The sequence below is a fragment of the Leucobacter sp. HNU genome (genome assembly GCF_047946755.1).
In the GTDB taxonomy this organism is placed as follows: domain Bacteria; phylum Actinomycetota; class Actinomycetes; order Actinomycetales; family Microbacteriaceae; genus Leucobacter.
Genome location: NZ_CP178837.1, coordinates 131,414 through 150,741 on the forward strand (window position 1 = coordinate 131,414; position 19,328 = coordinate 150,741).

General features: G+C 71.0%; 15 protein-coding genes and 1 tRNA gene. 10 read left to right on the top strand and 6 right to left on the bottom strand.

Features of this window, described 5'->3' with window-relative positions:
* Window positions 1-52 precede the first annotated feature (52 nt).
* The gene (locus AB3K78_RS00670) at window positions 53-3,403 is read left to right on the top strand and encodes an AAA family ATPase (RefSeq protein ID WP_416445266.1); all 3,351 of its coding nucleotides are present in this window, start codon (window positions 53-55) and stop codon (window positions 3,401-3,403) included.
* Between the two features lie 4 nt (window positions 3,404-3,407).
* The gene (locus tag AB3K78_RS00675) at window positions 3,408-3,674 is read left to right on the top strand and encodes a hypothetical protein (protein WP_416445268.1); all 267 of its coding nucleotides are present in this window, start codon (window positions 3,408-3,410) and stop codon (window positions 3,672-3,674) included.
* Window positions 3,675-3,713: 39 nt separating this feature from the next.
* Here the strand turns inward: AB3K78_RS00675 and mscL are convergent, their stop codons facing one another.
* The 3 genes from mscL to AB3K78_RS00690 all read right to left on the bottom strand — a co-directional run bounded on the left by mscL (window position 3,714) and on the right by AB3K78_RS00690 (window position 5,072).
* Complete coding sequence (gene mscL, locus AB3K78_RS00680) at window positions 3,714-4,109, bottom strand: large conductance mechanosensitive channel protein MscL (protein WP_416445270.1); 396 nt, start codon at window positions 4,107-4,109, stop codon at window positions 3,714-3,716.
* Between the two features lie 82 nt (window positions 4,110-4,191).
* Window positions 4,192-4,470 (bottom strand): FmdB family zinc ribbon protein, encoded by a 279-nt coding sequence (locus AB3K78_RS00685; protein ID WP_416445272.1) that lies wholly within the window; start codon window positions 4,468-4,470, stop codon window positions 4,192-4,194.
* Between the two features lie 11 nt (window positions 4,471-4,481).
* Window positions 4,482-5,072 carry a 5-formyltetrahydrofolate cyclo-ligase gene (locus tag AB3K78_RS00690; protein WP_416445274.1) on the bottom strand — a complete coding sequence of 197 codons (591 nt, stop codon included), beginning with the start codon at window positions 5,070-5,072 and terminating at the stop codon, window positions 4,482-4,484.
* Window positions 5,073-5,193: 121 nt separating this feature from the next.
* On the opposite strand from AB3K78_RS00690, the gene AB3K78_RS00695 reads away from it, so the two are divergent.
* From AB3K78_RS00695 to AB3K78_RS00710, 4 genes are all read left to right on the top strand, one after another.
* Entirely contained in the window at window positions 5,194-6,123 is a 930-nt protein-coding gene (locus AB3K78_RS00695) for a UTP--glucose-1-phosphate uridylyltransferase (protein WP_416445276.1), read from the top strand.
* Window positions 6,124-6,193: 70 nt separating this feature from the next.
* Complete coding sequence (locus AB3K78_RS00700; protein WP_416447274.1) at window positions 6,194-6,769, top strand: GNAT family N-acetyltransferase; 576 nt, start codon at window positions 6,194-6,196, stop codon at window positions 6,767-6,769.
* Between the two features lie 5 nt (window positions 6,770-6,774).
* A complete protein-coding gene (locus AB3K78_RS00705; protein WP_416445278.1) occupies window positions 6,775-7,800 on the top strand; it encodes a hypothetical protein in 1,026 nt (341 codons plus the stop codon).
* A gap of 264 nt (window positions 7,801-8,064) precedes the next feature.
* Window positions 8,065-8,140 (top strand) — tRNA-Ala (locus AB3K78_RS00710).
* 58 nt (window positions 8,141-8,198) lie between these two features.
* Here the strand turns inward: AB3K78_RS00710 and AB3K78_RS00715 are convergent.
* The gene (locus tag AB3K78_RS00715) at window positions 8,199-9,377 is read right to left on the bottom strand and encodes a MarP family serine protease (RefSeq protein WP_416445280.1); all 1,179 of its coding nucleotides are present in this window, start codon (window positions 9,375-9,377) and stop codon (window positions 8,199-8,201) included.
* A 119-nt stretch (window positions 9,378-9,496) separates the two neighbouring features.
* Here AB3K78_RS00715 and AB3K78_RS00720 point away from each other — a divergent pair, with 119 nt between their 5' ends.
* The 4 genes from AB3K78_RS00720 to AB3K78_RS00735 all read left to right on the top strand — a co-directional run bounded on the left by AB3K78_RS00720 (window position 9,497) and on the right by AB3K78_RS00735 (window position 15,438).
* Window positions 9,497-12,349: a DNA polymerase III subunit gamma and tau gene (locus AB3K78_RS00720; RefSeq protein ID WP_416445282.1), complete on the top strand. Its 2,853-nt coding sequence runs from the start codon at window positions 9,497-9,499 to the stop codon at window positions 12,347-12,349.
* Between the two features lie 11 nt (window positions 12,350-12,360).
* Window positions 12,361-12,957 carry a recombination mediator RecR gene (recR, locus tag AB3K78_RS00725; RefSeq protein ID WP_099723938.1) on the top strand — a complete coding sequence of 199 codons (597 nt, stop codon included), beginning with the start codon at window positions 12,361-12,363 and terminating at the stop codon, window positions 12,955-12,957.
* 114 nt (window positions 12,958-13,071) lie between these two features.
* Entirely contained in the window at window positions 13,072-14,349 is a 1,278-nt protein-coding gene (locus tag AB3K78_RS00730; RefSeq protein WP_416445284.1) for an aspartate kinase, read from the top strand.
* Between the two features lie 15 nt (window positions 14,350-14,364).
* On the top strand, window positions 14,365-15,438 hold the full coding sequence (locus AB3K78_RS00735) for an aspartate-semialdehyde dehydrogenase (RefSeq protein WP_416445286.1): 1,074 nt from the start codon (window positions 14,365-14,367) through the stop codon (window positions 15,436-15,438).
* A gap of 316 nt (window positions 15,439-15,754) precedes the next feature.
* On the opposite strand, the gene AB3K78_RS00740 is transcribed toward AB3K78_RS00735, so the two are convergent.
* Entirely contained in the window at window positions 15,755-16,552 is a 798-nt protein-coding gene (locus tag AB3K78_RS00740) for a metallophosphoesterase (RefSeq protein ID WP_416445288.1), read from the bottom strand.
* A gap of 161 nt (window positions 16,553-16,713) precedes the next feature.
* Entirely contained in the window at window positions 16,714-19,305 is a 2,592-nt protein-coding gene (locus AB3K78_RS00745; protein ID WP_416445290.1) for a transglycosylase domain-containing protein, read from the bottom strand.
* Between the last annotated feature and the right edge of the window lie 23 nt (window positions 19,306-19,328).

A 19,328-nucleotide genomic window follows, 5' to 3' on the forward strand; every position in this document is an offset into this window, starting at 1 on the left:
TCGGCATCGGCATCGCGAAGTGGGAGTTCGAGGGGAGGACTTCTGCGCCCCCGTGCTGCTGCGCCCGCTGGCCATCCGCCGCTACGGTCGCGACTTCGAGCTCAAGCTCAAGCAGAACCCGGTCGTCAACCCCGCGCTCGTGCGAGTGCTGCACGAGCAGTTCGGCATCCGCGTCGACGCTCGCTCGCTCCTCGAACTCTCGCAGTCCGAGGGCGTGTTCAAGCCGCAGCCCGTGATCGATCGCCTGCGCCAGATGGTGGTCGGGGTCTCCGGATTCGTGGTCCAACCCCGTCTCGTCGTCTCGTCGTTCCATGACGTCGCGCACGCGATGGTCGCCGACGCCGAGGATCTCGACACCCCCGTGCTCTCCGCCGTGTGCGGCAGCGAGGTGGCGAAGCGACGCCTGTCCGACGCGTACCGACCCGTGACGGCCACGCCGAGCAACACCCGCTCGCCCGAGACGGATCGCGATCTCTACGACGTCGACGCCGAGCAGGAGGACGTGCTCGCGCAGGTGGCGGCCGGTCACTCGCTCGTCGTCCGCACGCTCCCCGGGACCGGCGGCACGCAGACGGTCGTCAACGCCATCGGCGGACTCGTCCGTGCGGGCAAGCAGGTGCTGGTCGTGTCGCCGCGACGTGCGACGCTCGACGGGATCACCCACCGGCTCTCCCGGGTCGGGCTCTCCGGACTCGCCGCGACGCCGCGCCTGCTGCGACGCAACCTGGTCGAATCGATCAGCCGGAACGAGGGCGCGCGGAGCGAGCAGCTCCGCGAGGTCGACGAGGCGCTCGTGCGCCTCCGCGGCGTGCTGCTCGACTACCAGACCGGGCTGGGTGCGAAGGATCCCCGGTTCGGGGTCTCGCCGCTCGAGGCGCTGCGCGAGCTCACCCGCCTCGCCCTGCGCGAGCACTCGCCGACCACCACGGTGCGGCTCGACGACCATGCGCTCGGCCAGCTGACCCTCGACCGCTCCTCGATCGCGGAGGCGCTCACCGAGGTCGCGCGTCTCGGCCAGTTCCAGTACGGCCCCGAGGACTCGCCCTGGTACGGAGTGAGCTTCGCGACCACCGAGGACGCGCGCAAGGCGTACTCCACGGCCGTGAACCTGGCGGAGTCCCAGCTGCCCCGCCTCATCACGATGGCCAACGAGGTCGTCGAGCAGACTTCGCTGCGACCCTACGAGAGCATCGCCGAGCTCGGCATCTACCTGCGGCTCCTGATGGGGATCCGCGAGACGCTCGACCGCTTCGTGCCCGAGGTGTACGACCGATCGCTCACCGAGGTCATCGCGGCGCACGCGCCGCGCGGCGGCGACGAGATGTCGAACGCCAACAAGCGGCGACTGCGCAAGCTCGCCCGCGAATACGTCCGCCCGGGCGTGCACGTCACCGACATGTACGCGCGGCTCCTGCAGATCCAGCAGCAGCGCGTGCTCTGGCAGCGCTACTCGACCGTCGTCGGGGCGCGTCCCGAGGTGCCGGTCGGCATCGCCGATGTCGTGGTCGCCTACCAATCCGCCTACCAGGATCTCGATGCGATCGACCGCGTGCTCGGCCACGACACCGATGCGCAGCGGCTGCGTTCGCTGCCGTTGACGGTGCTGGCGCGGGACACCACCGAGCTCGCCCGCGAGTCCGAAGTGCTGCAGAACATCCAGGAGCGCACGGCGATCGTCGAGCGCCTGCGAGCCGCGCACCTCGAGCCGCTGCTCGACGACCTGTCGGCGCGCCACGTGCCGGCGGACCGGGTCGCCGCGGAGCTCGAACAGGCCTGGTGGCAGTCCGCGCTGGAACGCATGCTCCAGACGAACCAGGCGCTGCTGAGCGCGAACACGGGCGTCATCGAACGGCTCGAAGCGGACTTCCGCCTGGTCGACGATGCGCACGCCGGTTCGAACGGCCCTCAGCTCGCCTCCAAGCTCGCCGACGCCTGGCGCGTGGCGGTCCTCGACCACCGCGACGAGGCGCTCGCGCTCCGCGAGGCGCTGCGCGCGGGAGAGAACTCCATCGACGCGCTCGTGCAGCGGGCGCCGTCGCTCCTGGCCGTGCTCACCCCGGTGTGGGCCATGTCGCCCTACGAGGTCGCGCAGCTGCCCGACACCCTCCGCTTCGACACCGTGCTGCTCGTCGACGCCGGTGCGACGACCCTCGTCGAGAACGTCGGTGCGATCCGCCGGGCCAAGCAGGTCGTCGCGTTCGGCGACCCCATGACCCAGACCCCCGCGCCGTTCGAGATCGCCGTGCGGCAGCGCGGGGAGACCGTCGCGGCCGACCCCGAGCTGCACGAGCGGTCGGCGTACGCGCAGCTCCGCTCCGTGCTGCCCGAGCTCGCGCTCACCCGCAGCTACCGCGCGGGCGGCGAGGACCTCACGCAGCTCGTCAACACGCGCTTCTACGACGGCGAGATCTCGTCGCTGCCCTGGGCCGGCACGTTCCTCGGGCACTCGAGCATCTCGCTCGAGTTCGTCCGCGGTGGGCAGGGCCTGCCCGACCAGCACACCGGTGCGGTGGAGAGCACCGACGCAGAGGTCGAGCGCGTCGTGCAGCTCGTGCTCGAGCATGCCGCGGAGCGCTCGCGGGAGTCGCTCATGGTCATCACCGCGAGCGAACGGCACGCGGTGCGCGTCAATCAGGCCGTGCTGCAGACCTTCGCGAAGTTCCCGCAGTACCGCGACTTCCTGCTCGGCGAGCGTGCGGAGCCGTTCGCGGTGCTGACCCTCGAGCAGGCGATGGCGCAGAGCCGCGATCGCGTGATCTTCTCCATCGGCTACGGCCGCACCCCGCACGGTCGGGTGCTCTCGAACTTCGGCAGCCTCGGGCAGCCGGGCGGAGAGCGCCTCCTGGCGGTCGCGATGACGCGCGCCCGTCGCGCCATGACGATCGTCAGCTGCTTCCGGCCCGCGGACCTCGACACCGCGCGGATCAAGCACGGAGTGGTGGAGCTGGCCGAACTGCTGGCGATGGACCACCAGGAGCCGGCTCCCGCGGCGCTCCCGGCGGAACGCGATCCGATGCTCGGAGAGCTGGCCGACCGGCTCGAGCAGCTGGGTTTGACGGTCGCGCTCGACTACCGCGGAGCGATCCCGCTCGCAGCCTCGCTCGAGGATCGCGCGATCGCGGTCGACGTCGACTTCGCCGGGGGTGAGGAGAGCCTGCGCGACGCGCTCCGCCTGCGCCCGGCGGTGCTGCGCCGACTCGGCTGGCACTACCACCGGGTGCACAGCTTCGACCTCTTCAGCGACCCGGAGCAGGTCGCGCTGCGGATCGCCCGGATCGTCGGCTACGACGAGGGCTCCGCGGGCGACAGCGGCCCGATCGCGGTCGCGCCGACCGAGGATCTGGATTCGCTCCGGGTGCGGTCCGACGCTCCCGCAGATCCCGACCTCGCCTTCGACGAGTAGGCCCATGACCGAGCAGATTCCGGAGCCGACGGATTCGGCTCCGGGGCGAGGCGCGCGCCGGCCGAGACGAGCGAGCCGGCCGGCTCCGGAGGGCGTGGATCCGCACCCGTCCGGCCACCCGCTCGGCGACCGGGCGTCCGAGGACCGCCCGGAATCCTGGGGGGACGGAGCGCGCGGAGGAGCCGCGGCGAAGCGAGCGCGCGGCAGCGGCACGGCCGCCGGCGAGAACGACGAACGGCTGCGCCGCGATCGTCCGCCCCACTGGGGCTGAACGTCGCGACGCAGCCGTTCGGTTCGCGTCGGCGTGCGGCTACTTGCCGGCGCGCTGCTCGCGCAGCAGATCGCGGATCTCCGCGAGCAGCTCCTGCTCGGACGGAGCCGCGGGCTCCGCGGGCGTGTTCTTGGCAGTGCGCTCGCGCATGTGGTTCATCGGGAGGACGAACACGAAGTAGACCACCGCGGCGACGATCACGAAGTTGATGATGGCGCCGATGAGAGCGCCGAACGCGAGTGCGCCGCCGCCGGGCAGCTCGACCATCAGCGCCTTGTCGAGCGAGTCGGCCTTGAATACGACGCTGATGAGCGGATTGATGAGCGACGAGACGACCTTCTCGACCACGGCGTTGAATGCCGCGCCGATGACCACTGCGACGGCCAGATCGACGACGTTCCCGCGGAGCAGGAACTCCCGGAATCCCTTGAGCATGATTCCCCTTCCCCAGAGTGTTGTGTGTTCCTCGTGGGCAAGGCTAGGGCATGGTTCCGCAGGAACCGCGGCGATTCGCCGGTCAGGCGGAGGAACCGCCGCCCGACGACGTCGACCCCGCGGACGACGAGGAGCCGGACCCGGACCCGCTCGTGCCCGCAGCAGGCGCGGATCCCTTCGCGCCCGCGCGCGAATCGGTGCGGTAGAACCCGGAACCGTTGAACGTGACGCCGAGCGACCCGAACACCTTCCGCAGGGTCCCGCCGCACTCGGGGCACTCGGTCAGGGCCGAGTCGGAGAACGACTGGTAGATGTCGAAGGCGTGGCCGCAATCGGAGCAGCGGTAGGCGTAGGTGGGCACGAGGAAGGAGTTTAGCGCTCTGCGTGCACGTATTCGATGCGGCTCGGCGTCACGAAGCCCGTGACCGGGACGTCGTGCAGTTCGCTGGGAAGGGTCTCGAAGACCTCCTCGTCGTGGACGATCGCGAACACCGGGGGGCTCTGATCCATCGATCCGAGGTTGCGGTCGAAGAATCCTCGGCCCCAGCCGAGGCGCACGCCCGAGCGGTCGACGGCGCAGGCCGGCACCAGCATCAGGTCGACGTCGCTCACCGCGAGCGGGCTCAGGCACTCGCCGAGCGGCTCGGGGATCCCGAAGGCGCCCCGCACGTTGCCCTCCCAGCTCGGACGGATCCAGTCGAGCAGACCGTCCTCCCGGGCTGCGGGCAGCAGCACGTCGATGCCCTGCTCTCGGGCCCACGCGAGGAACGCCGAGGTGTCCGGCTCGCCGGCGACGGGCATGTAGCAGGAGACGGAGCGGGCCCCGCGTCCGGTCACGAGGGTGATGAGCTGGGCGGTGACGCCGTCGCGTATGCCAGCCCGTTCCACCTCGGTGGTCGCGGCTCTGCGCTCCCGGACCAGTTCGCGGACGCGCTGCTTCTCTCGGTCGATCTCATCGGCCATGCCGCCCAGTGTATGCGCACCGGCTGCGAATCTCCGGTCTGGGCGGTTTCGCCGATGGGGACGTCGCGCCAGAGCATGCGGGAGATTGGCCGTGCGGGCGAGCGCGGCATAGGCTTGCCCCATGTCTCACGAAGCGAACGGCGCCCACCCCCGCGTCACGAAAGCAGTGATCCCGGCGGCAGGGCTCGGGACCCGATTCCTGCCGGCGACCAAGGCGATGCCGAAGGAGATGCTGCCGATCGTCGACAAGCCGGCGATCCAGTACGTGGTCGAGGAGGCCGCGGCGGCGGGGCTCGACGACGTCCTGATCATCACCGGGCGCAACAAGGGCAACCTCTCGAACCACTTCGACAGCGTGCCCGAGCTCGAGTTCACGCTCGAGCGGAAGGGCGACGAGGGCCGCCTCGGCCGCGTGCACAAGTCGAGCGAGCTCGCCGAGGTGCACTTCCTGCGTCAGGGGCAGCCGCTCGGGCTCGGCCATGCGGTCGGGCGCTCGCACCGGCACGTGGGCGACGAGTCCTTCGCCGTGCTGCTCGGCGACGATCTCATCGACGAACGCGATCCGCTGCTCACTCGCATGATCGAGGAGCACGACCGGCGACAGGCGACCGTCATCGCGCTGATGGAGGTCCCGCAGGAGTCGATCCACCTCTACGGCTGCGCCGCGGTCGAAGCGACCGACGATCCGGACGTCGTGAAGATCACGGAGCTCGTCGAGAAGCCGGATGCCGCGGAGGCCCCGTCGAACCTCGCGGTGATCGGCCGCTACGTGCTGCGCCCCGAGATCTTCGGCCTGATCGAGAACCTCGAGCCGGGTCGCGGTGGCGAGTACCAGCTCACCGATGCGCTCAACGAGCTCGCACAGGGCCACGGCAAGGATCCGGTCTACGGCGTGATCTTCCGCGGTCGCCGCTACGACACGGGCGACCGTGCGGACTGGATCAAGGCGAACCTGCTGCTCGGCGTCGACCACCCGGAACTGGGCGCGGAGCTGTCCGCCTGGGTCCAGGAGTTCGCGGAGCGCCTGCGCGTCCGCGACGCGGAGGGCTAGGCCGCACGTGCCGATCGGGGCGCCGATCCCGGTACCCGCTCCGCGATCGAGCGGGCCGGTGGGAATCCGGGTGATCCGGGTGTCCGATGCGCCGGTGCTCGAACAGCTGCTGCGCGAGAACCGGGACTGGTTGCAGCCGTGGGAGGCGACCCACCCGAACGGGGCCGGCGCCGTTCCTGGCTCGGTCTCGATGCGCCCCACGATCAAGGCGATGCGGCGCCAGCTGCGCAGCGGTGCCGGGGTGCCCTTCGTGATCACGCTCGGCGATGCGGTCGTCGGGCAGCTCAGCGTCTCGGAGATCAGCGGGGGAGCGCTCCGCTCGGCGCAGCTCGGATACTGGATCGCGCGGAGCGCAGCGGGACGGGGCGCGACGCCGACGGCGTGCGCGCTCGCGATCGACTACCTGTTCCTCGAGCTGGGACTGCACCGGGTCGAGATCTGCATCCGTCCCGAGAATGCGCCGTCGTTGCGGGTGGTCGAGAAGCTGGGACTCCGCTACGAGGGCCGGCGCGCGGCGTACATCCACATCGACGGAGCCTGGCGGGATCACGACTGCTTCGCCGTCACCGCCGAAGAAGCGAGGCAGGGGATGCTCTCGCGGCTCGGCGCGTCACTCGATGGCGGAGCGCGTCCGCCCGTACAGTAAGGCGCATGAGTGGCGGTGCGTTCGGCGGCGGCGTGATCTTCGTGGTCGCGGCGCTGCTCTGGGGCGCCGTCCTGGTGCCCGGGTGGATGCGCCGCCGCGAGTTCCGTGCGGCCGAGCGCAACGCGATGCGCCTGCAGCGCACGCTGCGCATCCTCGCCGAGACCTCGGAGGTGCCCGCCGAGGTGCGGGCCGAGGCGACCGCACGTGAAGCGCTGGCGCACGAGAGGCTCGTGCGCTCGGCCGAGCGCAGGCAGGCCGCCGACCGGGAGACCGAGCTCGCGGAGGCGCGCGCCGCAGAGGTGCGCGCCGAGATCCGGGCGCAGCGCATGCGGCGCAAGCAGGCCGCCCTCGCTCGTGCGGCACGCCTGCGGCGACCGGCCGCGCGGCGTCTCCGCGCATTCGCCGCGCTCGTCGCGGTGCTCTGCATCGCCGGAGCCCTCGTCGGGACCGGGCTCGCGATCGCCGGCCTCGGCACCGTGACTCTCGTGGGTTCCGCTCTGGGCCTGCTCACGGCGGGCGGTGCGCTCGTGCTGCTCGCTCCGGGCCGGGTGCGCCTCGCCGAGATCCCCGAGGAGCGCGTGGCGGAGCCGGCCCCGGCCCCGGTGTCCGACGCGGTCTCTTCGGAAGCGGAGGATCCTGCCGTGGGCGAGGCCGCCGCTGCGGCCGCCCATGCCGCGGCGCAGGCCGTGGCGGCGGCGCGCATCGAACGCGCCAAGGCCCTTGCGCGTGCTCGGGAGCGGGCTCGCGCGGCAGCGGCTCAGGCTGCGGCCGCGGAGGCCAGGCCGCGCGCGAACCAGGCGGATTCGATGCTGCTCGACGAGGCGCGGGCGCAGGTCGCTGCGGCGCGGACCGCCGAGGTCACCGCGGACGCCGCCGTCGATGCTCAGCGCACCATCGAGGCCTCGGTGCGGACGCACGCACCGGTCGATTCGACGGCGGACCGCCTGCGGCGCATGGGCGTGATCGGAGACACGGCCGAGGGCATGCCCGACCTCGACGCAGTGCTGCGCCGCCGCCGCGCGGCCGGCTGATCCCGGACGACACCCGACCCGCCGGTTTTGGCCCGGTCCCGCATGGGGCCAGTCTCGACTCTGCCCCCGAAACACCGCCCTGCCCGCGAAACACCAGGCAGCAACACAGTGTCTCGCAGGTGAAGTGGTGCTTCGCGGAACGCGCCGCCTTGCTGCTCCCCATTCGGGCACCCGTGCAGCCGCTCCGTGCAACTCGGACTCCGGATCCGGCGTGTCGTGGATTTCGCGTCGCCGATCGCACGCTGCTATGCTGGACGGGTTCACGGGTCCTTAGCTCAGTTGGTAGAGCGCGTCGTTCGCAATGACGAGGTCAGGAGTTCGATTCTCCTAGGATCCACCACTTCGAAAAGCCCCGGTCCGCCGGGGCTTTTCGCGTTTCTGCCACCGCACTCTCGGCGCTACCGCGCCGCGCAGCTGCCGGTGGCGATCGGCGCGGTCAGCGCGGCGGCCTGCCGCGCGAGGGGATCCAGCACCGAGGTCGGCACCGCATAGCCGAGGTTCGCGTTGGTCTCGGACTTCGCGAACACGACGCCGATCACCTCGCCGTCGGCGCCGAGCACCGGACCGCCCGAGTTGCCGTGGTTCACCGTCCCAGCGAGGGAGGTGACCTCGCGAACAGAGCGGCGCCCCTCGATCGTCATGTCCGCCGGGGCCGTGCCGATGACGGAGGCAGTGCCGACCGTGAGCGGGCCCCCGAACGGATATCCCGCGATCCATCCCGTGGTGGCGGGGACGGGCACGGGGGCGACCGGCAGCGCGGGCACGTCGAAGCCGCGCACGGCGATCACCGCGAGGTCGTGCTCCGGGTCGAAGGCCACGACGCGGCCCGAGACGGCGGCTCCGCTCGGGGCCTCGACCACGGGCCGATCCACTCCCGCGACGACGTGCGCATTGGTCACGATCCGGTCGGGGGCGACGACGAAGCCCGACCCCGAGAGCGAGGTGCCGCACTGGAACGCGGCGCCCGAGACCCGGACGACGGACCCCAGCGCCCGCCGCACCGCTGCGGTCTCGGTCGCGGCGGGAGGGGCTGCGATGTCGACCGGCTCGTTGAGCACACGGGCGACCCAGGGTGCTGCGCCGTCGATCGCGGAGTCCCTGGCCCGGGTGAGGAACGACTGCACGGGTTTCGGGGTGAGACGCTCTACGGCCGCGACGATGCGCGAGCCGGCGATGGCGGGGGAGAGGGCCGGGACGCCGAGCCCCTGCACGGTCGTCGCCACCAATACCGCGATGAGGATCGCCACCACCAGGTTGCCGAGCGCACCCGTGATCCGGTCGAGCCAGCCGAGGCGGATCCGCTTCGCGCCTCGGCGCAGCAGGCGGCCGAGCGATCCGCCGATCGCGGTGCCGAGTCCGAGCAGGAGCAGGATCGCGCCGATCGCAGCGGGGAGTCGCCAGTCGGCCTGCGGCACCTGGGAGGTGAGCCAGGGCACGAGGAAGAATGCGGCGACGCCGCCCGCGGCGAGTCCGGCGAGCCCTGCGGCGGTGCGCAGCAGGCCGGCACGATATCCGTTCACGAGCGCGCCGATGCCGATCGCCGCGATGATCAGGTCGATCAGCACGCTGCCGTTCATCGGGTCCTCCTCGTTCGTCGTGCCCGGTTCTCGGGATCCAGCCTGCGGCAGCCAGCCTCGGAGGAACCTGGGGAATCGGGTCCCGGCCCGATGTCGGTGGCCGCCGCTACCATGGACGGGTGGCTACCGCACTGTATCGCCGTTACCGGCCAGAGTCCTTCTCCGAGATGATCGGACAGGAGCAGGTGACGGCACCGCTCATGACCGCGCTGCGGTCGGAACGCATCGGTCACGCCTACCTCTTCAGCGGCCCGCGCGGCTGCGGCAAGACCACCTCCGCCCGCATCCTCGCGCGGTGCCTCAACTGCGCGGCGGGTCCCACCGACACTCCCTGCGGCGCCTGCCCGAGCTGCGTCGAACTGAGCCGGGCCGGTGGCGGATCCCTCGACGTGGTCGAGATCGACGCGGCGAGCCACGGCGGCGTCGACGACGCGCGCGACCTGCGCGAACGTGCGGTGTTCGCCCCGGCGCGCGACCGCTACAAGATCTTCATCATCGATGAGGCGCACATGGTCACGGCGGGCGGGTTCAACGCGCTGCTCAAGATCGTGGAGGAGCCGCCGCCCCACGTGAAGTTCATCTTCGCGACCACGGAGCCCGAGAAGGTCATCGGCACCATCCGGTCGCGCACGCACCACTACCCGTTCCGGCTCATCGCACCCGCGACGCTCATCGAATACGTGCAGTCGCTGTGCGACAGCGAGCAGGTCGAGGTCGAGCCCGGCGTGCTGCCGCTCGTGGTTCGCGCCGGCGGCGGCTCGGTGCGCGACACCCTCTCGATCCTCGATCAGTTGATCGCGGGCTCCGAGGGCAACCGGGTCACGGCCGAGCGCGCGACCGGGCTGCTCGGGTACACCCCGAGCGAACTCATCGACGAGGTGGTCGTGGCGATCGGTGGGGCCGACTCGGCCGCCGCGTTCCGCGCTGTCGATCGCGTGGTGCAGACCGGGCAGGACCCTCGCCGCTTTGTCGAAGACATGCTCGAGCGCCTGCGCGACCTCATCGTCATCAGTGCGACCACGGTGCAGGGCGCCTCCGCGGTGTTCCGCGGAGTGCCCGACGACCAGCTGCAGCGCATGTTCGAACAGGCCCAGGGGTTCGCGCCCGGCCGGCTCTCGCGCATCGCCGACACGGTGAGCGAATCGCTCGACCGCATGGTCGGTGCCACCGCGCCCCGGTTGCACCTCGAACTCATGATCGCTCGCGCGCTCGTCGCCGAGGCTCCCGCAGGCGCGGCGAGCCCCGCCGGGACCGCGGCGGAGCCGCAGATGTCGCTGCGCGCTGCGATCACGGGGCAGTCGGCTCCCGCGGCTCAGCAGAGATCCGCATCCGTGCCGCGCGCCCAGGCGCCGGTGGCGCCGGTCGGACCCGCGCAGCAGCCGCACGGCGAAGCGTCTGCGCCGCAGCCCCCGGTCGAGTCGGCCGAGGCGGTGGCTCCCGCGGCGGTGACCCCCGTGGCGCAGCAGGCTCCGGCTCCCGCCGCGGCCGCCGCTGCCGAGCCCGCGGCTCCGGCGAACGCCGCCCAGACCGCCCGCGCGGTGCGCGAGTTCCTGCGCGAGGACTCTGCGGGCGCCGCGCCGTTCGGCCGTCCGGTGTCCGACGTGCTCGCCGGGGTTCCGCGCGAACCGCTCAACGTGAGCGCGGAACCGAGCCCTCCCGCTCCGTCCGCGGCTCCTGTCACGCCAGCAGCCGAAGCGCGGCCTGCGCACCCCGCCCCCGCCGCGCCGGCGCAGGGGCCGACGAGCGGCGCTCCCGCACCCGAATCGGATGCCGCACCCGCCGGCGGATCGGGCGAGGCGACACTCGACGACCTCACCGAGATCTGGCCCGACCTGCTCGAAGAACTGCTCGAGGCGGACCGCGACGCGTGGAACGCCGTCCGCGAGATCACGCCGCTCGGGCTCGACGGCGACGTGCTGTCCCTCGGGTTCCCGTCGAAGTCGAGCCTCGACGTCTTCAAGACGGCCGGCGCCGGACCGCTGCGCGAAGCGATCCTGTCCGCGGTCGGGGTGCAGGTGCGCTACCAGCCGAAGCCGCTCCCCGCTGGTGGGAGCCCGCGTGAATCCGCACCTTCGTCGAGCGCAGAGGGCGGCGCCGCGCAGCGCACGGGCGCCCCCGATTCCGACGATTCGGACCCTCACCGAGCCGGGCCCGTTCCCGGCTCCGAACCCGCACGGCCCGAACCCGGCGTTTCGCGGGCCGCACCGGCGCCCGCTCCCGCACCGGCGCCCGCTCCCGCGGCGGCCCCGGCATCTCCGCTCGGCGACGATCCCTACGCGGACGACGACGGGATGCCGAGCGACGACGGTGACGACGGGGACCCCTACGGCGATCCTGACGCAGGTGGCCGAGCGAACTCCGTGCCGGTGCAGCAGGCCTCCGCGCCGGCCCCGACGGAGTCCCGTGGGCCGGTCGCACCGCCGAACGCGGCACCCGGCGGAGCTCCCGCGCAGCTCCCCGAGGACCGCGCATCCAGCAGGCTCGCCGCCCTCGCCTCCGCGATGGCCGCTCGCGAATCCGCGCCCGCGGCGGTGACCGCTCCGTCGAGCGGTGCCTCCGCGCACGAGCGCCCCGCCCCCATGACGGAGTGGGCCGCGCCATCGACGCCGGATGCCGCAGTCCCCGTGCCGACCGCCGGGCAGACGGCACCGGTCCCGGATCCTCCCGCACCCGAACCGCGCGTGCCGGAAGAGACCCCGCTCGCTCGTGCGAGCGAGCCGGCGGCGGGTCCCGCCGAGCCTCGCGAACCCGAGCGCGCGCCGTCCCGGGTCGGTTTCTCGGCCGCCGGGCAGACCCTCGCCGAGCGCGCGACGCCTCCGGCGACGCCGGCGACCTCCGTTCCGCCCGCGCTCGGCATCCCCGATCCCGATGCCGGTCCCGCGCTCGTCCGATACGGCGAGGCCGTCGTGCGCGAAGTGCTCGGGGCACGATTCGTCGAGGAGCGCCCGCTCCCCGGACAACCCGAAAGTTGAGCTGCTGAACCATGTACGACGGCATCGTTCAAGACCTGATCGACGAGTTCGGCCGACTGCCCGGCATCGGACCGAAGTCGGCCCAGCGCATCGCGTTCCACATCCTCCAGACCCAGAACTTCGACGTGTCCCGGCTCGCCGAACTGCTGAGCGAGGTTCGCGAGAAGGTGCGCTTCTGCGAGGTCTGCGGCAACATCACCGAGGAAGTGCGCTGCTCGATCTGCCGGGATCCTCGACGCGATCAGGCGCTCATCTGCGTGGTGGAGGAACCGAAGGACGTGGTCGCGATCGAGCGGACCCGGCAGTTCCGCGGGCTGTACCACGTGCTCGGCGGTGCGATCAGTCCCATCGACGGCATAGGACCCGACGACCTCAGCATTCCCGCCCTCATGCGCCGGCTCGGCGACGGCGAGGTGAAGGAGGTCATCCTCGCCACCGACCCCAACCTCGAGGGGGAAGCGACCGCGGCCTACCTCTCAAGGCTGCTCACGGCGATCGACGTGCCCGTCTCCCGCCTCGCATCGGGTCTCCCCGTCGGCGGCGACCTGGAGTTCGCCGACGAGGTCACGCTCGGGCGTGCGTTCGAGGGGCGCCGGCAGGTCGAGTAGCGGTCGCACGCCGCGCAGCGCGGCGATCCGCGTAACGCAGGCATCCCGCAGGCGTCGGCGCGATAGACTGGACGCTCGCATATATTCCGTCCCTGACTGCTGGAGGTCTCCGACGTGGCATTGATCGTGCAGAAGTTCGGCGGCTCGTCGGTTTCGGACGCCGAGAGCATCAAGCGCGTCGCCAAGCGCATCGTCGAGACCCGCCGCGCCGGCAACGAGGTCGTCGTCGCCGTCAGCGCGATGGGCGACACCACCGACGAACTGCTCGATCTGGCGGCCGCGTGCACGCCGATCCCCGCCCCGCGCGAGCTCGACATGCTGCTCACCGCGGGCGAGCGCATCTCGATGGCGCTGCTCGCCATGACCATCAAGGGCATGGGCGTCGAGGCGCTCTCCTTCACCGGCAGCCAGGCCGGCATGATCACGACCGCGGAGCACGGCTCCGCCAAGATCGTCGACGTGACCCCGGGCCGCGTCCGCGAAGCGCTCGACCAGGGCGCCGTCGCCATCGTCGCCGGCTTCCAGGGCTTCAGCCGAGACTCCCGCGACATCACGACCCTCGGCCGCGGCGGCTCCGACACGACCGCCGTCGCCCTCGCCGCCGCGCTCGGCGCCGACGTCTGCGAGATCTACACCGACGTCGACGGGGTGTTCACGACCGACCCCCGCATCGTGCCGCTCGCCCGCAAGATCGACGCGATCACCGCGGAGGAGATGCTCGAGCTCGCCGCCTCGGGCGCCAAGGTGCTGCACCTGCGCGCCGTCGAGTACGCGCGCCGGCACGGCGTCGCACTGCACGTCCGCTCTTCGTTCTCCAACGAGACGGGCACCATCGTCTACGACCCCGCGAAGGGGCATCCGAAGGGAGCACAGGTGGAAGAGCCGATCATCACCGGGATCGCCGCCGAGAAGAACGAGGCGAAGGTCACCGTCGGTGGCGTGCCCGACGTCCCGGGCAAGGCTGCGCAGATCTTCGAGATCGTCGCGAAGACCAACGCCAACATCGACATCATCGTGCAGAACGTCTCGGCCGCGGACACGAACCGCACCGACATCTCGTTCACGGTGCCCCTCGAAGAGGGTCGCCGAACGGTCGAGGCGCTCGAGGCCGAGCGCGAGTCCGTCGGGTTCCTGAGCCTGCAGTACGACGATCAGATCGCGAAGGTCGCGGTCGTGGGCGCGGGCATGCGCACCAGCTCGGGCGTCTCCGCGCAGCTGTTCCGCGCCCTCTACGACGCGGGTATCAACATCGAGATGATCTCGACGTCCGAGATCCGCATCTCGGTGGTCACCCGCGCCGACCTCATGGAGCAGACCGTGCGCGTGCTCCACACCGCCTTCGGCCTCGACGCCGACACCGAGGCGACCGTCTACGCCGGCACCGGCCGATAGCCCCGAGAGGAACACATGGCAGAGCAGCAGGGTTTCAACGTCGCAGTCGTCGGCGCCACCGGTCAGGTCGGCGCGGTCATGCGCAGGCTTCTGGTCGAGCGGGACTTCCCGATCGCCTCGATCCGCTTCTTCTCGAGCGCGCGCTCGGCGGGCACCGTCATCGAGTTCCGCGGCGAGCAGGTCACCGTCGAGGACGTCGCGACCGCCGACAAGGGCGGCATCGACATCGCGCTGTTCTCCGCAGGCGGGGCCGCGTCCCGCGAGTTCGCGCCGCAGTTCGCCGCAGCGGGAGCCATCGTCATCGACAACTCGAGCGCGTGGCGTCTCGACCCCGAGGTCCCGCTCGTGGTCAGCGAGGTCAACCCGCACGCCGTCGACGGCATCGTCGCGGCTGGGCAGGGCATCATCGCGAATCCCAACTGCACCACCATGGCGGCGATGCCGGCGCTGAAGGCGCTCGACGCCGCAGCGGGCCTCGAACGTCTCATCGTGACTACCTTCCAGGCCGTCTCCGGCTCCGGCCTCGCCGGCGCCCGAGAGCTCGCCGGTCAGGTGACCGCAGCCGTCGAGGCGGGCGGCATCGAGGGGCTCGTGCACGACGGCGCAGCGGTGGAGTTCCCTGCACCCGAGGTGTACGCCAAGACCATCGCGTTCGACGTGCTCCCGCTCGCAGGTTCCATCGTCGATGACGGCGAGGGCGAGACCGATGAGGAGAAGAAGCTCCGCAACGAGAGCCGCAAGATCCTCGAGCTTCCCGAGCTGCTCGTCGCGGGCACCTGCGTCCGCGTGCCCGTGTTCACCGGTCACTCGCTGTCGGTGCACGCGGAGTTCGCGAACGACATCACCCCCGAGCGCGCCACCGAGGTGCTCGGAGCGGCTCCCGGCGTCGAGCTGAGCGACGTTCCGACGCCGCTCGAGGCCGCCGGCCAGGATCCCTCGTTCGTCGGCCGTATCCGCCAGGATCAGTCGGCTCCGGCCGGCCGCGGCCTCGTCTTCTTCGTCTCGAACGACAACCTGCGCAAGGGCGCGGCGCTCAACGCGGTGCAGATCGCCGAGCTCGTCGCGGCCAAGCGTTCCGTGGCGGCGTAGCGCGCTTCGCTTCCGCTCAGTACGAGCCGGCCCCGGTGCTGATCCTCTGATCGGCGCCGGGGCCGGCTCGTTGTGCGGCGAGGGCGCCGGTGCCGGGCGAGCGTCGGTGCCGGGCGAGCGTCGGTGCCTCGAGAGAACGCCTCTTCGACGAGAGAACTTCTGATCGGCGCGGGACTCGCCGTGCTTTCGTGGAAGAGACGTTCTCTCGTCGGCGCGCGGCGTTCGGCGTTCAGTGCGCGGCGTTCGGCGCGCGGCGTTTGGCGCGCGGCGTTCGGCGTTCGGTGCTCAGTGCGCGGCGTTCGGTGCGCGGCGGACGCTACCGTGCGGCTTCGAGCGTGAGCAGGGTCACCTCGGGCTTGCAGCAGAAGCGTACGGGCGCGTAGATGGAGTTGCCGAGACCCGCGCTCACGTTGAGGTAGGCGGCGCGCTCCGCGTCGTACCAGACGCTCAGACCGCGCGCCTGGCGCACGGGCAGATCGCAGTTGGCGGTGAGAGCCCCGACCCCGGGAACGCGCACCTGGCCGCCGTGGGTGTGGCCCGCGAGGATCAGCTCGGAGCCCGCGTCGAGCAGCGTGCCGAGTGCGCCCTGGTACGGCGCGTGGACCACGCCGAGGCGCACGGGGGCACCCGTCTGCGGCGCCCGCTTCGACGCGCGTGCCTCGGCAGGCTCGGCGGTGCGGGCCGCTCGCATGCGGTCGGCATCGTCATAGCGGATATGCGGGTCGTTCAGGCCGAGGAGCTCGAACCGGGTGCCCGCCAGCTCGAGCCACTCGGCCGAGTTATTGAGGTCCGTCAGGCCGAGGTCATCGGTGAGTGAGCGGGTGAGCGCGGCGTTGTCGATGTCCTGAGCACGCGTGCTGAGCCGGCTCGGCGTGCTGAGGTATTTCAGCGGGTTCTTGAAACGGGGTCCGTAGTAGTCGTTCGACCCGTGCACGAAGACTCCGGCTCGGGCCTGGGCAGCGAGCGGCTGCAGCGCGTGGATGAGGGACTGCCGCGCATCGACGTGGCCCATGAGATCGCCGGTGAGCACCAGCAGATCGGGGTTCAGCTCGGCGAGCGAGCGGAGCCAATCGATCTTGCCCTCCTGCCACGGAGCGAGGTGCAGGTCGGACAACTGGAGTACTCGGACCGGTGCCGAGCCCGGGGGAGCAGCGGCAGGGTGTGACGGCGCACGGTGAAGAGGCGGCGCTCGATGAGCGTGGACCAGACCGCGACGCCGGCGGCGGCCGCCCCGAGGGCGACCGCCGCGCGGGCATTCTTACGTCGTGCCATGCCCTAGTTCCCGCAGCTGAGGGTCAGCGTGATCTGGGAGCTCTGCTTGGCTTCCTTGCCGCTGCCGGGGCTGACGGACTTGACCGTGTCCTTGCCGGGATCGGGCTTGCCGCTTCCGGTGTCGCACTGCAGCGCGACCTTGGAGAAGCCGGCCCCCGCGAGCGCGCTCTGCGCGGCAGCGCCGGTCTGGCCGGTCAGGCCGTCGGGCACCTTCGCGAGATTCCCGCTACTGCGGAAGATCTTGACATCGGCGCCCGCGGGTGCGGAGCCGCCGCCTGCGGGGTCGGTCTTCGCGACCATGCCCTTGGGCACCGCGGAGTCCGTGTTGCCTCCGTCGACCGGAGTGAAGCCGGCTGCGGTGAGCGCCTTCACGGCCTCGTCGTAGGACTTGCCCGTGAGGTTGGGCACGGTCTGCGTGGTCACTCGCAGCGCCGAGCTGGACGGCTCGGGGAAGGCCTTGCCGCCGTACTTGTTGTCGGCCGCGCGCATCGTGTCGCGCCAGATCTGGGAGTCGGCGGTCTGGAACCCGTAGCCGAGCGTGGACTTCTTGCCGGTCACGTTGCCGACCCAGGTGGAGGTGGCGACCGTGGTGCTCGCGCCCGTGGTCCAGTTGTCGACCACGTCGTCCGTGGTGCCGGTCTTCGCCAGGTGCGGGACGCCCTGGTAGGGGGCGGCCGCGTCACGGGCGAGACCCGATTCCGCCGTGTACTGCAGGGTGTACGCCACGCCCGCGGCGACCTCGGGGGAGATGGCATTGGTGCACTTGCTCTTGGTGAAGTCGACGGGCTTGCCGTCGGGTCCGGAGATCGACTCGATCGGCACGGGGGTGCAGACCTTGCCGCCGCCGGCGAACGCGCCGTAGGCGGAGGCCATGGTGATCGGGGCGATCTCGTCGACGCCGCCGAAGGTGTTCGAGGGCACCATCGAGAGATCGCGGAAGCTGCCGGAGATGGTCGGGACGAAGGGCTTGCTCGGGTCCGCCGAGTCCTTGGGGAGGTCGGAGGCGCGGTGGATGCCGAGGTCCTTCGCGGTCTGGAAGATCTCGCAGAGGTCGAGCTTCTGCGCCATCGACGCGACGCCGCCGTTGATCGAGAAGCCGATCGCGGTCTTGACCGACTGGTTGCCCTTGATCCCGGTGTTGTCGTTCGAGAAGGTCCAGTCGCCGTAGCTGTAGACGCCGTCGGGCATGCAGGATGCCTGGAACGACTGCAACTGCACGGTGCGGCCGTTGACGTTGACCACGTCGTTCACCGAGTGGCCGCTCTTGAGCCACTGGGTCAGGGTGATCGGCTTGAACGTCGAGCCGACCTGGAAGCCGCCGGAGCCGCCGTACTCGAAGTCGGTGTTCCAGTTGATGCTCGTGTAGTTCGGGTGCTTCTTCAGGAAGGTGCCGTCGTCGTTGAACGGGCGGCTCTGCACCATGGCGAGGACCTTGCCGGTTCCCACGCCAACGCTGACGCTCGCGCCGCCGACGTCGATGCCGTCGACCGGGTTCTGCGGAACGCGCTCGTGCATGGCGTCGAGGCCCGCCTTCTGCAGATCGAGATCGATGGTGGTCATGATCTGGTAGCCGCCGCGGCGGAACTGGAACATGCGCTCCTCCGGCGTCGCGCCGAAGGTCGCGTCGTTGCGGATGTAGCGCTGGACGTAGTCGCAGAAGTGGCCGAGGCCGTAGGTGTTCTCGGCGACCGAGCAGCCCGGCACGCGCGGGGTGATCTTCGGAACGATCGGCGCGGCGATGGCCTCGTCGTACTGGGCCTTGGTGATCTTCTCGGTGCGGAGCATCGATCCGAGGATCTTGTCACGACGCTGCTTGTTGCGCTCGAGGTTCTCAGGCAGGTCGAGCTGCAGCTTCGAGGGGTTGTTCACGATCGCGACGAGGCTCGCCGCCTCGGAGAGCGTCAGATCCTTCGAGGTCTTGTCGTAGTAGTAGTGCGCCGCCGACTCGATGCCGTAGATCTGGCGGCCGAACAGGGCGATGTTGAGGTAGCCGAGGAGGATCTCGTCCTTCGAGTACTTCTTCTCGATGCTGATCGCGAGCTTCATCTCCTTGAGCTTGCGATCGGCGTCCTGCCGGGTGGCCTCCTTGTAGGCGGCCGCCCGCTCCTTCTCGTCGACGACGGCCTGCGACTCCTGGATCAGCACGTTGCGCACGTACTGCATGGTGATGGTCGAGGCGCCCGAGAGGTTCTTCCCCGCCACGTTCTGCAGCATGGCGCGGCTGGTCGCGATGACGTCGACGCCGCCGTGCGAGTAGAAGCGCGGATCCTCCTCGGCGACCGCCGCGTCCTTCACGTACTGGGAGATGTCGTCCCACTTGACCTCTTTGCGGTCCTGGTCGTAGAAGGTCGCGAGCTGGACGGTCTTGCCGCCCTTCTTCGCGTAGAGGGTCGAGGGCTGCGCGAGCTCACCGGGGTTGATGTGATCGGGCAGGTTCTCGAAGATCTTGATGGCCGAGGTCGCAGCGGCACCGCTGACGGCGACGACGGGGGTGATGGCCGCGGTGAGCAGCACGCCGGCGACGACGCTCATGGCGATGGCTCCGAAGAAGCCGGCGAGCGCGCCACCCGCGCTCCGCGGCTTCACCGTACGCACGCCGGAAGATTTCGCGCGCGAAG

Excerpts from the sequence above, each read along its gene's own strand:
- AB3K78_RS00675 (WP_416445268.1), top strand. The coding sequence starts at position 3,408 with ATGACCGAGCAGATTCCGGAGCCGACGGATTCGGCTCCGGGGCGAGGC.
- mscL (WP_416445270.1), bottom strand. The coding sequence starts at position 4,109 with ATGCTCAAGGGATTCCGGGAGTTCCTGCTCCGCGGGAACGTCGTCGAT.
- AB3K78_RS00690 (WP_416445274.1), bottom strand. The coding sequence starts at position 5,072 with ATGGCCGATGAGATCGACCGAGAGAAGCAGCGCGTCCGCGAACTGGTC.
- AB3K78_RS00695 (WP_416445276.1), top strand. The coding sequence starts at position 5,194 with ATGTCTCACGAAGCGAACGGCGCCCACCCCCGCGTCACGAAAGCAGTG.
- AB3K78_RS00705 (WP_416445278.1), top strand. The coding sequence starts at position 6,775 with ATGAGTGGCGGTGCGTTCGGCGGCGGCGTGATCTTCGTGGTCGCGGCG.
- AB3K78_RS00715 (WP_416445280.1), bottom strand. The coding sequence starts at position 9,377 with ATGAACGGCAGCGTGCTGATCGACCTGATCATCGCGGCGATCGGCATC.
- recR (WP_099723938.1), top strand. The coding sequence starts at position 12,361 with ATGTACGACGGCATCGTTCAAGACCTGATCGACGAGTTCGGCCGACTG.
- AB3K78_RS00735 (WP_416445286.1), top strand. The coding sequence starts at position 14,365 with ATGGCAGAGCAGCAGGGTTTCAACGTCGCAGTCGTCGGCGCCACCGGT.